Raw genomic sequence first — 12500 nt, 5'->3', positions numbered from 1 at the left:
AGCGCGATCGGCCCCCGCCCACTCGGCGGGGGCCGATCGCGTCCTCATGCTCTGCCGAGATTCGGCTCGTAGGATCGAAGGGTGATGCCCCTCGCCGAAACCACCCCGCCCGACTGGTCGGACTGGATCCCCACGTGGGACAAGTTCGTGGCGTTTCTCGGGGCAGCCGGGTGGAACATCGTGCGGGTGATCGTCACGATCGTCGTCTGCGCGGTGATCGGCTATCTGCTGAAGTTCGTGATCCGCCGCGTCGTCTCACGCATCGTCAACGGTGCGAAGAGCAAGGCGAACGTTGACGACACACAGGCCCTCGACCGCTCGCCACTCGCGGCGGTCCGGCTCGTCCAGCGGACGCGCACCCTCGGCTCCATCCTGCAGAACATCGTCAACATCACGCTGGTGATCATCGCGATCGTGCTGACGGTCCAGGTGCTGGCTCCCGACATCCTGGGATCCCTCACCCTCCTCACCGCGGCCATCGGCGCGGGCCTCGGTTTCGGGGCGCAGAACATTGTGAAGGACGTGCTCAACGGCATCTTCATCGTCGTGGAGGACCAGGTCGGCATCGGCGATGTCGTCGACCTCGGGCTCGCCATCGGCATCGTGGAGTACGTCAGCGTGCGGGTCACCCATGTGCGCGACGTGAACGGCACCCTCTGGTATGTCCGCAACGGTGAGATCACCCGCATCGGCAACATGTCTCAAGGATGGTCTCGCGTCATCGTCGATGTTTCGGTGCCGCGCGGCACCGAGCTCGAGACGGCGGAGGACGTGCTGCATGACGCGGCGACGGCCCTCGCCAAGGAGCCCCGCTGGCGGTCGCGCATCGTCGGCAAGCCGGAGACCTGGGGCCTGGAGGCAGCCACGGCCGATGCCCTCATCATCCGCGTCGTGATGCGCACGCGCTCGGCTTCCCGTGACGACGTCGCCCAGGAGTTGCGCGCGCGGCTCCTGGCGGCCGCCGACGGCCTCGAGCTGCCGGAGACCGAGGACGGCGTCGTCCGTCCGGCGCTCGCCTCGGTCGTGCTCACCGGCAGCGAGGGCGCCTTCCGTGTCCGTGGCGCGAACCCGCCGAAGACCAAACCGCAGCCGGTTCAGGACTCCGAACCGAGCCGTCCGTCCTGGAAGCCGCGCAAGCGCCCCAAAACCCCTCCCGAGGAGACACCGTGACCGATGCACCCCTGAGCCTCTACGAGGAGATCGGCGGACACGAGACGTTCGTGAAGTTGGTCGATGTGTTCTACGCGGGAGTCGCCAAAGACGAGGTCCTGAAGCCGATGTACCCCGAGGAGGATCTCGGACCGGCGGCCGAAAGACTCACCCTGTTCCTCGAACAGTACTGGGGAGGCCCGAGCACCTACTCCGAGCGCCGCGGTCACCCGCGCCTGCGCATGCGGCACATGCCGTTCCACGTCAATCCCGACGCGCGCGATCGCTGGCTGAAGCACATGCGCACGGCGGTGGACGCGCTCGAACTCGCGCCGATCCATGAAGTGGCGCTCTGGGACTACCTGGAGCGGGCCGCCCACGCGATGGTGAACACCTTCGAGCCCACCGGTGTCGGTCCGGCATCCCAGGGCCGCACGGACCTGGGGCTCACCCACTAAAGCAGCGCCCCCGTTTACGCGGAACTGACCGCCGCGCGGGCCGCGCTGAACGCCGCCACGCAGCGTCGGATCTCATCCTCCGTGTGCGCAGCGGAGAGCTGAACCCGGATGCGCGCCTGCTCCCGCGGCACCACCGGGAAGCTGAACGCGGTGACGTAGACCCCCTGGCGCTGCAGCTCGTCGGCCATCTCAGCCGTGAGGCGGGCATCTCCGAACATGACGGGGACGATCGCGTGCTCCCCCGGCAGCAGATCGAACCCCTCCGCCGTCATCAGCTCACGAAACAGCGCGGCGTTCCGACGCAGCGTGACGCGCAGCTCATCGGACTCGGTGAGCAGCTCCAGCGTGCGCAGCGTTCCCGCCACGATCGACGGTGCGAGGGTGTTGGAGAACAGGTACGGGCGTGCCCGCTGGCGTAGCAGCGCGATGATCTCGGCGTGCCCGCTCACATATCCGCCCGACGCGCCGCCGAGCGCTTTGCCGAACGTGCCGGTGGTGATGTCCACGCGCCCCTCGACGCCACACAGCTCCGGTGTGCCGCGGCCCTTGTCACCCACGAAGCCGACGGCGTGGGAGTCATCGACGAACACGAGCGCGTCGTAGCGCTCCGCGAGGTCGCAGATCTCCCGCAGCGGTGCGATGTAGCCGTCCATCGAGAACACGCCGTCTGTCACGATGACGCGCCGACGAGCGCCGGATGCCTCCTGCAGCTTCGCCTCCAGATCGGCCATGTCCCGGTTGCGGTAGCGCAGGCGTGCGGCCTTCGACAGCCGGATGCCGTCGATGATCGACGCGTGGTTCAGCTCGTCGGAGATGATCGCGTCCTCTGCGCCGAACAGCACCTCGAACACGCCGCCGTTCGCGTCGAAACACGAGGAGAAGAGGATGGTGTCGTCGTAGCCGAGGAAGTCCGAGAGGGACCGCTCCAATCGCAGGTGCTGCTCCTGCGTTCCACAGATGAACCGGACGCTGGCGAGGCCGTAACCCCACTCATCGAGGCCCTCCTTCGCCGCTGCCACGATCCGAGGGTCGTCGGCCAGACCGAGGTAGTTGTTGGCGCAGAAGTTCAGCACCTCGGTGCCGCCTACCTCCACCAGCGCGCCCTGCGGCCCGCGGATCCCCCGCTCCCGCTTGGTGAGGCCCGCCTCCTCGATGCCGTCCAGTTCCTCCTGGAGCTGTGCTCGCATGCTCGTGTACACGTCAGATCTCCGTCCAATCGATGATGACCTTGCCGACGCCGCCGGTCGCGGCCACGTCGAACGCCTCGCGCCACCGCGAGGCCGGATAGCGGTCCGAGATGATCGACGCCAGCCGTTCGCTCAGCTGGGGACTCGACTGGAGCATCGCGCTCATCGAGTTCCATGTCTCGAACATCTCGCGGCCGTAGATGCCCGACAGCGTGAGCATGTGGGTGACGACCTTGCTCCAGTCGATCGGGAACGGCTCCGACGGCAGCCCCAGCATGGCGATCCGACCGCCGTGGTTCATGTTCTCGATCATCTCGCCGAGCGCGGCGGGCGATCCCGACATCTCGAAGCCGACGTCGAACCCCTCCTTCATGCCCAGCGAACGCTGCACGTCGGCGACCCGCTCCCGCGACACGTCCACCGCCGCGTCGGCGCCCATGCGCAGCGCCATCTCCAGACGCGGCTGGGAGATATCGGTGGCGACGACGAAGCGTGCGCCGACATGCCGCGCCACCGCGATCGCCATGAGGCCGATCGGACCACAGCCGGTGACCAGCACGTCTTCTCCCACCACACCGAACTTCAGGGCGGTGTGCACGGCGTTGCCGAAGGGGTCGAAGATCGCGGCGACGTCCGGATCGGTGCCCGGCTGATGGACCCAGACGTTCTTTCCCGGGATGACCACGTACTCCGCGAACGCGCCATCGCGATTGACGCCCACGCCCTTCGTGCGGATGCACATGTGGGCTCGTCCCGCGCGGCAGTTGCGGCACATGCCACAGACCACGTGCCCCTCGCCGGAGACGAGATCGCCGACGGCGACGTCGTGCACGAGGGAGCCGACCTCCACCACCTCGCCGCTGAACTCGTGGCCGGGGATGATCGGCGGCCGCAGCGTGCTCGCGGCCCAGTCGTCCCATTTCTCGATATGCAGATCGGTCCCGCAGATCCCGGTGCGCAGCACCCGGATCTTCACGTCCGATGCCCCGATCGTCGGCTCCGGCACCTCGATCAGTGCCAGCCCGGGTCCGGGTTCGTTCTTGATGAGCGCCTTCATCGCCGCATCCATCTCCCATGTCTTGTGAACAGTCCGTCGTGCGCGTGGGCGCGAGCGCGTGGTGGGCGCAGACGACGAGTGGAACGAGGTCGATCGTATCGCGCGGGACGTGTTCCCCTGGATGGTCCACACCCGATAGCGTCGGGTAAGCAGCCCCGGCCGAAGGAGAATCTGTGAGCGCGCACCGCACCGACGTCCTGATCATCGGCTGGGGTCTCGCCGGCCTGGTGGCCGCTCGGGAGGCCGCCCGCGCGGGAAAGCGCGTCACGATCGTCGATCAGGAGCCGCGCTCGAACCTCGGCGGTCAAGCCTGGTGGTCGTTCGGCGGCCTGTTCTTCGTCGACTCGCCCGAGCAGCGGCGCATGGGCATCCACGACAGCCTGGAGCTCGCGCGACAGGACTGGTTCGCCACCGCCGGGTTCGACCGCCCCGAGGATCGCTGGCCGCGGGCCTGGGCCGAGGCGTATCTGCAGTTCGCGGCGGGTGAGAAGCGATCGTGGTTGCGTTCGCTCGGCGTCGGCTTCTTCCCGATCGTCGGGTGGGCCGAGCGCGGCGGTTACACGGCGCTCGGTCCCGGCAACTCGGTGCCGCGCTTCCACATCACGTGGGGAACCGGTCCGGGGATCGTTCAGCCGTTCGCCGATTTCGTGGATGAAGCCGAGATCGCAGGCTCTGTCACGGTCCTCCCCCGCCACCGCGTGACCGGCATCACCGTGACCGACGGCGCGGTCACCGGCGCCACGGGAGACGTCCTCGCCCCGAGCGGTGCCGCGCGCGGCGTTGCCACATCGCGCGAGGTGGTCGGCGACTTCGAGATCGCGGCGGATGCCGTGGTGATCGCATCCGGGGGCATCGGCGGAAACCACGACCTTGTGCGCGCCCAGTGGCCGCAACGACTCGGCACCCCGCCCGACGACATGCTCACCGGTGTCCCCGCCTACGTCGACGGCTCCATGTGTCCCGTTGGCAGCGCGGCGGGCGGAAATCTGATCAACGGTGACCGGATGTGGCACTACGTGGAGGGCATCCGCAATTGGGATCCGGTGTGGCCCGGGCACGGCATCCGCATCCTGCCCGGCCCCTCGTCACTGTGGCTGGACGCGACGGGTCATCGTCTGCCAGTCCCCCTGTTCCCGGGATTCGACACCCTCGGCACACTGGAACACCTGCGTCGCACCGGGCACGACCACTCCTGGTTCATCCTCACGCAGAAGATCGTGGAGAAGGAGTTCGCGCTGTCCGGCAGCGAGCAGAACCCCGATCTCACGGGGAAGGACATCAAGCTGCTCGCCACCACACGGCTCTCCGGCGGCGCACCCGGGCCGGTGCAGGCGTTCCTCGACAGGGGCGAGGACTTCGTTGTCGAACGCTCGCTCGACCGGCTCATCGACCGGATGCAGGCGCTCCCGGGCGGCGATGCCCTCGACCGCGAGCAGGTGGTTCGCGAGGTCGAGGCCCGCGACCGCGAAATGGCCAACGACTTCACCAAGGACGCGCAGATCGCCATGCTGCGTTCGGCCCGCGCGTATCGAGGCGACCGGCTCATTCGCACGGCCACTCCGCATCGGCTCACGGATCCGTCCGCTGGGCCGCTGATCGCCGTGAAGCTGCACGTGCTCACCCGCAAGTCGCTCGGCGGATTCGAGACCGATCTGGACGGTCGGATTCTCAACGCCGACGGCGAGCCGATCCGCGGGCTGTTCGCCGCCGGTGAGGCCAGTGGCTTCGGCGGTGGGGGCGTGCACGGCTATCGCGCATTGGAGGGCACTTTCGTCGGCGGCTGCCTGTTCTCCGGTCGCCAGGTGGGCAGGGCGCTGGCGCAGCGCTGATACGAACGGATCACCCGTATCACCCTTCCCTCTTGAGGGCTCGCGTCACCCGCGCGGAAGTCGGCCGGGTGCCCGCACGCTCCAGCGTGAGGTCGCGTCGATCCGCCCCCGTTGTCCCGGTTTCGTTACACCACGGCGCCGGTGCGTCGCACGTCGGTGAGCCCGACACGTGCCGGCCCGCGGGAGAGGACGTGACCACCCGACGTGGAGAAGCGCGTCCAGCGCCCCGCACGAAAGACCGCGGCCTCTTCGGTGGGACGACGTGATGAGATGAATCCGAGCGCGTCCGCTGTGAAGGCCACGCCGCGCGGGGCGTCGAACAGGGTGTCATCGAGCGGCCCCCACACAGAGGCGCGCACCGATCGGACGATCTCCTCACCGGTGCCGGTGGGCACGCGACCCGCCACGATCGAGATGCCGTGGGCGGCAAGGGCCGAAAGATGCTCGGCAGTGACTGTCCCCACGTGCTCCCACCCGCCCTGCGGCGGCGCAACTCCGGTCCACGCGGGATTCAGCGCGGTCTCCGGGAGCGCGATGGCCGACTCGTTCTGCGGATCCCGCTGGAGCGACTCCGCGGGAACGGTGATGTCGCAGACGAGCTCCGGGTCCGCCGCGAGGATGCGCATGCCGATCACGGTCGGCGTTGCATCCAGAAGTCCCTGCGGTGCGAGGGTCGCCGCGGACATGCGCAGCACTCCCGCATTCGCCTGCAGTCGGATGCCCTCGTCCGCGATCCGCGCCGCACGACCAGCGAACGTGAGGAAATCCGCGGCGGTCTGAACGTCGGCGAGAAGAAGGCTGTGGGGCACGTGTCTACACTAACAACGGTGCCCACGACGGGCTCCGAAGGAGGACGAGTGAGCGATTACGACCCGGCGGCATCCGTCGCCGCGATGATCGATGTGCTGGATCTGGCGGGCTCTGAAGCCCGCACCACGGAGGACATCTTCACCGGACATTCGCTGCCGATGCCGCACGGCCGTATCTTCGGCGGCCAGGTCCTCGCGCAGTCCGTCGTGGCCGCGCAGCGCACGCTGGATCCCGGCCGCGCGGTCCACTCCATGCACGGCTACTTCCTTCGTCCGGGTGATGCGGCCCAGGGTCTCACGCTCGCGGTCGATCGCATCCACGACGGTCGGTCGTTCTCGACGCGTCGCGCCCAGGCTTATCAGGACGGACATCCGATCTTCTCCATGATCGCCTCGTTCCAGGACCCAGGCCCCGGACTCGAGCACCAGGAGGAGATGCCCACCGGCATCACCCCTCCGGAGGACCTCCCCGATGCCCTCGCACTGGTCCGCGAGCTGAACCCAGCCGACGGCCGTCACCGGTTCTTCACCGAGCATCCCATCGAGACTCGCTACGTCGACGCGCCGATCCATCTCCGCGTCGACGGCGCCCATGTGCCGCACCAGGCACTGTGGTTCCGCGTCCGCTCGGTCATGCCTGACGATGCATGGCTGCACCGAGCGACCCTCGCGTTCATGAGCGACCTCACCATCCAGGACTCCGTCCTTCGCGCGCACGGCGTGCCGTGGGCAACGCCCGGATTGAAGGTCGCCAGCCTGGATCACGCGATGTGGTGGCACCGCGATGCCCGCGTGGATGACTGGCTGCTCTACGCGCAGGAGTCACCGAGCGCACGCGGCGGGCGTGGCCTGTCGACCGGGCGCATCTACACCCGGGATGGCCTGCTCGTCGCCACCGTGGCGCAGGAGCTCATGGTGCGCGTGCCCCACGCTGAAGAGGGCTGAACAGTCCCCGACCAGCCACAACGAACGAACCCCCGGATCAACGTGATCCGGGGGTTCGTGCACGTGTCAGCGCCGATGCGCGTAAGTGATCGGCTCGCCGAGATACGGGTTCCAGGCCCGGCGCTGCTCGTCGTCGAGCCGGACGGGCTTACCCGTGTGGGCGTCGACCATTACCACGACAGAGGTGGCCCGTGCGTACAGCGTCTGCTCGCCGCCATCCGCCGGTGAGTAGACCTCATAGCAGATCTCCATGCTCGATCCACCGAGCTTCGAGAACCACATCTGCACGTCAAGCGGGTTGCGCTGGTACGGCACCGGAGCGAGGTACTCGATCTCCTGTCGCGCGATCAGCGTGAGCAGCCCGGCCGAGATCCCGGAGTCCAGCACCGCGGTGTCCGGCGCGTCCTCGCCCGGGCCCGGGCGCCAGAACGCCCGGACCCGGACCTCTTCCAGAAGCTTCAGCATCGACGTGTTGTTCACGTGATTGAAGGCGTCGAGGTCGCCCCACCGGAGGTGGATGGGAACGTGCAGGCGCACGCTGTCAGTCACGCGTGAGCTTCCGGTGCGTGGAGCGGTGGGGCTTGGCAGCATCGGCACCCAGGCGGGCGATCTTGTTCTCCTCGTAGGACTCGAAGTTGCCCTCGAACCAGTACCACTGGTCGGGCTTCTCGTCCGTGCCCTCGTAGGCCAGGATGTGCGTGGCGATGCGGTCCAGGAACCAGCGGTCGTGGGTGATGACCACGGCGCAACCGGGGAACTCGAGCAACGCGTTCTCGAGGCTGGACAGCGTCTCGACATCCAGGTCGTTCGTCGGCTCATCGAGGAGCAGCAGGTTTCCGCCCTCCTTGAGCGTCAGCGCGAGGTTCAGGCGGTTGCGCTCACCACCGGAGAGCACCCCGGCCTTCTTCTGCTGGTCGGGGCCCTTGAAGCCGAACTTGGACACATAGGCGCGCGAGGGGATCTCGGTCTTGCCCACGGTGATGATGTCCAGGCCGTCGGAAACGACCTCCCACAGCGTCTTCTCCGGGTCGATGTTGGCGCGCGACTGGTCGACGTAGCTGATCTTGACGGTCTCACCGATCTTCAGGTCGCCGCCGTCGAGGGGCTCCAGCCCCACAATCGTCTTGAACAGCGTGGTCTTACCCACACCGTTCGGACCGATGACGCCGACGATGCCGTTCGGCGGCAGCGAGAAGCTCAGACCGTCGATCAGCGAACGACCGTCGAAGCCCTTCTTCAGGTTCTTGGCCTCGATGACGATGCTGCCCAGACGCGGACCCGCGGGGATCTGGATCTCCTCGAAGTCGAGCTTCTTCGTCCGCTCCGCCTCCGCAGCCATCTCCTCGTAGCGCGCCAGACGGGCCTTGGACTTGACCTGACGGCCCTTGGCGTTGGAGCGCACCCACTCGAGTTCCTCGGAGAGGCGCTTGGCGAGCTTCGCGTCCTTCTTGCCCTGAATGGCCAGACGCTCCTGCTTCTTCTCCAGGTACGTCGAGTAGTTGCCCTCGTAGCCGATCAGGCGTCCGCGGTCGACTTCGGCGATCCACTCGGCCACGTGGTCGAGGAAGTACCGGTCGTGGGTGATGGCGATGACGGCGCCGGGGTACTTCTGCAGGTGCTGCTCCAGCCACAGCACGCTCTCGGCGTCGAGGTGGTTGGTGGGCTCGTCGAGCAGGAGCAGGTCGGGCTTCTGGAGCAGCAGCTTGGCAAGCGCCACGCGGCGCTTCTCGCCACCCGAGAGGTTCTTGATGTCCGCATCGCCCGGCGGGGTGCGCAGCGCATCCATGGCCTGCTCGAGCTGTGCGTCAAGGTCCCAGGCGTCAGCGGCGTCGATCTCCTCCTGGAGCTGGCCCATCTCGGCCAGCAGCGCATCGAAGTCGGCATCCGGGTCAGCCATGAGGGCAGAGATCTCGTTGAAGCGATCGAGCTTGGCCTTGATGGCGACACCGGACTGGATGTTCTCCAGCACGGTCTTGTCCTCGTCCAGCTCCGGCTCCTGCATGAGGATGCCGACGGTGAACCCCGGGGTCAGCGTCGCATCGCCGTTGGACGGCGTGTCGAGCCCGGCCATGATCTTGAGGATCGTCGACTTACCGGCACCGTTCGGGCCGACCATGCCGATCTTGGCGCCCGGGAGGAACGCCATCGTCACGTCATCGAGGATGAGCTTCTCGCCGACGGCCTTGCGAGCTCGCACCATCTGGTAGATGTATTCAGCCAAACCTGGTTCACGTCCCTTGTTGTGATGGGTGTTGATCGCGCCGTGTGTGTCACGGCGAAGTCCGCGTGTGCACGACAAACCGAGCACCGTTTTCGAGTCTACCGGCGCGCGCGTGGAAAGGCCCGGTGAGCCGCCGCGCGTCCGCGCCCACCGTGTCGCCGCGAAAGGCACGAAGTCCCGGGCGGATCCGAACCGGCCCCTCCGAACCCATGTGCAGATCGTGAAACGGCCGGATGAACGCGCGTCTCCGTGTCAGCTCACCAGTCGATAGGTCGCGTTCCGCCCACGAGGCACGCGCCCGTGCTCAGCACGGGTGCTACCACCGTGTGCGGCTCTCCCGTAGCGGGGCCCACCTGTCCGATGAGGCACTCCCCCGCGAAAACGACCGAGAACTGGATGCTCTCTGCCTGATCGCCGATTGTGGTGCGGTCGGCTGTCACCTGCATCGCGGCCTTGTCGAAGCCGACTCCCACGAGAGCATCGATGTACGCCCGCCCCTGATCCTTGCTGTCGGACGCCCAGACGCTCTTCACGGTCTCGGTGAATATCGGCAGATTCGCGGCGGCGTTGCCGTCCGGTACGAAGGCGGCGGGGGCCGCGGGCTCCTGGGGAGCAGCCGCCGCGCCGTCACTCGGTGCCACCGCCGCGTCTGTCTCCGGAGCCGCACCCGCATCCGGTGCCGCGGTGTCCGATACCGCAGACCCTGGATCCGCGGGTGCTGTCGGCGTACAGCCGGCGAGCATCAGTGCGGCGATGGCGATCACGGCGGGGAGAGCGGTGGCGGTCAGCGTTCGGCGCGGGAGACGAGTCACCCAGCGAGTCTATGGTTCCCACCCGGCAACCTGCTGAGCGCCGCCGCGCCCGCGTCACGCGATGCGCCTCCCTCACGGACCCTAGACGGTGACACGCTGCCCCGCGGCGGCCGCCCCGGGTACCGCGGGGCGACGCCCCGATGCACTCGAGCGACCGGAACCGGGATCACCTCAGAACGGTGTCGCCGTCGCCGCCCACTGATCGTCCCGGCCGGAAGCTGCCGGCTCGTCCTGAGCATCGAGGGGCGGGGCCTCGGTGTCCGTCAACGCCATCGGCGCGGGCGGCACCTCGATCCCCTCGTCCGGGTCTGTCGCCGCCAGACGTCGTGTGCGGTGGAAGGTAGTCGTCCCCCAGCGCAGATCCGGACCCATCGCGTCGGCGTCGATCTCCGCTGCCGTGCCACGACGATCCCCGTCCGTCCACGCCCGCAAGCGCAGTCTTCCGGAGATCAGAACGCGGTCTCCCGTGCGAACGGAGGCGAGCGCATTCTCTCCGAGAGCTCGCCACACGTAGACCGTGAACCAGTTGGGCGTGCCATCCACCCACTCCCTGGTCGCCCGATCGAACCTCCTGTTGTCGGTCGCGAGGCGGAACGAGGTGTACGTCGCTCCGGCGCCGCTCGTCGCCTGGCGCGGCTCTGAGGCGACGTTGCCGACCACCGTGATGTTCTCCGTCATTTCTCTCCCTTCTGGGCGGACCATCCGCCGGGCGATCCGGCGCCGTCGTGCCCGAGTCGACGCCGGATCGGTTCCATCGTGGGGCGACCGGCGACGCCGTGACACAGGAAGCCGTGGATGAGGAACCGATCGCCGAGAAACCGCGCCTGGGGAGGAACGATGGACGGTCCGCGTCCAATGTCGGTGGCCAGGTCTAGCGTTCCTGTCAGAAGGGAGACGCACATGTCCATCACCATCAGTACCGCTCGGTTCGCACCCCACCTCAAGACCACTGCCCGGGAGCGACTGCTCGCAGTGTCGGAGAACACGTGGCGGGTCATCGCCGCCGATGGCCGTGTGCTCGGCCAGATTCGTGCCGTCCTCTCAGCGGCGGGCACCCGCTTCCAGGCTCGCCGGTTCGATGCGGCCGTCTCCGGTTTCCGCGAAGTCGGCGAGTTCTGGAGCCCCGACGAAGCCTGCGACTGCCTCCGGTGGATGTGACCGATGCCGCGCTTGCTCCTCGCGATGCCTGCCACCGCGACCACACCGGTTCTCACGCCCGTCGCCCGACCGGATATTCTGGTGGGTAGACCCCCAGTAGCTCAGTGGATAGAGCAGCGGCCTTCTAATCCGCCGGTCAGGTGTTCGAATCACCTCTGGGGGACCATCTCGCGAGTGGTACCTGCGCTGAGCGTCGGATTCCCGCGGCTGCCCGAATATGCCGCGACTAGGATGTGACCATGGTTTCTGCTGCCGAGAACGACCGGCTCGTCTGGATCGACTGCGAGATGACGGGTCTCGACCTCGCGGTCGACGAACTCGTCGAGATCGCGATCGTCATCACCGATTTCGAACTCAATCTCATCGATCCGGGCTTCCGGGTGGTCATCAAGCCGAACGATTCCGCGCTTGCCAACATGAACGAGTTCGTGACGAGCATGCACACGACCTCCGGTCTGATCGAGGAGATCCCCGACGGCGTCAGCGTGGCGGAAGCAGAGTACCTGTCGCTGGAGTACATCCGCCGTTTCGTCCCGTTGGAGGGCAAGGCCCCCCTCGCAGGCAACACCATCGGCACCGACCGCATGTTCATCGCGAAGTACATGCCTCGCGTGGACGGGTACCTGCACTACCGCAACGTCGATGTTTCGAGCATCAAGGAGCTCTCCCGCCGGTGGTACCCGCGTGCCTACTTCCAGGCACCCGAGAAGGATGGCGGACACCGCGCGCTCGCGGACATTCTCGAGTCCATTCGCGAACTCGAATATTACCGTCGCGCCGTATTCGTGCCTGATCCGGGGCCAACTTCGGACCAGGCGAAGGCGGTGTCGGAGGCCGTCGTGTCATCGTTCGCTCCGAACCTGTGACAGAATAGA

Annotated in this window: 13 protein-coding genes and 1 tRNA gene; 7 read left to right on the top strand and 7 right to left on the bottom strand. The window is 67.4% G+C overall.

Annotation, left to right across the window (positions count from 1 at the left end; translation table 11 throughout):
* Positions 1 to 84 precede the first annotated feature (84 nt).
* Together ABTV68_RS09050 and ABTV68_RS09045 are read left to right on the top strand one after the other, a co-directional pair.
* On the top strand, positions 85 to 1170 hold the full coding sequence (locus ABTV68_RS09050) for a mechanosensitive ion channel family protein (RefSeq protein ID WP_433677305.1): 1086 nt from the start codon (positions 85 to 87) through the stop codon (positions 1168 to 1170).
* Positions 1167 to 1607, top strand: a complete 441-nt coding sequence (locus ABTV68_RS09045; RefSeq protein ID WP_433677303.1) for a globin — start codon at positions 1167 to 1169, stop codon at positions 1605 to 1607. The genes ABTV68_RS09050 and ABTV68_RS09045 overlap by 4 nt, the downstream gene beginning before the upstream one ends.
* 14 nt (positions 1608 to 1621) lie before the next feature.
* On the opposite strand, the gene ABTV68_RS09040 is transcribed toward ABTV68_RS09045, so the two are convergent.
* Positions 1622 to 2794: a glycine C-acetyltransferase gene (locus ABTV68_RS09040; RefSeq protein WP_433677584.1), complete on the bottom strand. Its 1173-nt coding sequence runs from the start codon at positions 2792 to 2794 to the stop codon at positions 1622 to 1624.
* 13 nt (positions 2795 to 2807) lie between these two features.
* Positions 2808 to 3851 (bottom strand): L-threonine 3-dehydrogenase, encoded by a 1044-nt coding sequence (gene tdh, locus ABTV68_RS09035; RefSeq protein ID WP_433677301.1) that lies wholly within the window; start codon positions 3849 to 3851, stop codon positions 2808 to 2810.
* Between the two features lie 173 nt (positions 3852 to 4024).
* Here tdh and ABTV68_RS09030 point away from each other — a divergent pair, with 173 nt between their 5' ends.
* The gene (locus ABTV68_RS09030) at positions 4025 to 5680 is read left to right on the top strand and encodes an FAD-binding dehydrogenase (RefSeq protein ID WP_433677299.1); all 1656 of its coding nucleotides are present in this window, start codon (positions 4025 to 4027) and stop codon (positions 5678 to 5680) included.
* 125 nt (positions 5681 to 5805) lie between these two features.
* On the opposite strand, the gene ABTV68_RS09025 is transcribed toward ABTV68_RS09030, so the two are convergent.
* Positions 5806 to 6489, bottom strand: a complete 684-nt coding sequence (locus ABTV68_RS09025; RefSeq protein ID WP_433677298.1) for a hypothetical protein — start codon at positions 6487 to 6489, stop codon at positions 5806 to 5808.
* An 84-nt stretch (positions 6490 to 6573) separates the two neighbouring features.
* Between ABTV68_RS09025 and ABTV68_RS09020 the strand changes: the two genes are divergently transcribed.
* Positions 6574 to 7434, top strand: a complete 861-nt coding sequence (locus ABTV68_RS09020; RefSeq protein ID WP_433677583.1) for an acyl-CoA thioesterase — start codon at positions 6574 to 6576, stop codon at positions 7432 to 7434.
* A 66-nt stretch (positions 7435 to 7500) separates the two neighbouring features.
* Here the strand turns inward: ABTV68_RS09020 and ABTV68_RS09015 are convergent, their stop codons facing one another.
* The 4 genes from ABTV68_RS09015 to ABTV68_RS09000 form a co-directional block, all read right to left on the bottom strand.
* Positions 7501 to 8025, bottom strand: coding sequence for an acyl-CoA thioesterase (locus ABTV68_RS09015; RefSeq protein WP_433677297.1), 525 nt, complete (start codon positions 8023 to 8025; stop codon positions 7501 to 7503).
* The gene (gene ettA, locus ABTV68_RS09010) at positions 7976 to 9655 is read right to left on the bottom strand and encodes an energy-dependent translational throttle protein EttA (RefSeq protein WP_433677296.1); all 1680 of its coding nucleotides are present in this window, start codon (positions 9653 to 9655) and stop codon (positions 7976 to 7978) included. The genes ABTV68_RS09015 and ettA overlap by 50 nt, the downstream gene beginning before the upstream one ends.
* A gap of 257 nt (positions 9656 to 9912) precedes the next feature.
* Positions 9913 to 10467 (bottom strand): DUF6993 domain-containing protein, encoded by a 555-nt coding sequence (locus tag ABTV68_RS09005; RefSeq protein ID WP_433677295.1) that lies wholly within the window; start codon positions 10465 to 10467, stop codon positions 9913 to 9915.
* A 171-nt stretch (positions 10468 to 10638) separates the two neighbouring features.
* Positions 10639 to 11145 (bottom strand): single-stranded DNA-binding protein, encoded by a 507-nt coding sequence (locus ABTV68_RS09000; RefSeq protein ID WP_433677294.1) that lies wholly within the window; start codon positions 11143 to 11145, stop codon positions 10639 to 10641.
* A 222-nt stretch (positions 11146 to 11367) separates the two neighbouring features.
* On the opposite strand from ABTV68_RS09000, the gene ABTV68_RS08995 reads away from it, so the two are divergent.
* From ABTV68_RS08995 to orn, 3 genes are all read left to right on the top strand, one after another.
* Entirely contained in the window at positions 11368 to 11625 is a 258-nt protein-coding gene (locus tag ABTV68_RS08995; protein WP_433677293.1) for a hypothetical protein, read from the top strand.
* Between the two features lie 90 nt (positions 11626 to 11715).
* A tRNA-Arg gene (locus ABTV68_RS08990) sits at positions 11716 to 11791 on the top strand.
* Between the two features lie 73 nt (positions 11792 to 11864).
* Positions 11865 to 12491, top strand: a complete 627-nt coding sequence (orn, locus tag ABTV68_RS08985) for an oligoribonuclease (protein ID WP_433677291.1) — start codon at positions 11865 to 11867, stop codon at positions 12489 to 12491.
* The last annotated feature ends 9 nt before the right edge of the window (positions 12492 to 12500 follow it).

It is taken from the genome of Microbacterium gorillae, assembly GCF_050990725.1.
GTDB lineage: Bacteria > Actinomycetota > Actinomycetes > Actinomycetales > Microbacteriaceae > Microbacterium > Microbacterium gorillae_A.
The sequence above is the reverse complement of the archived record's forward strand: the minus strand, read 5'-3'. Positions and strand labels throughout refer to the sequence as shown.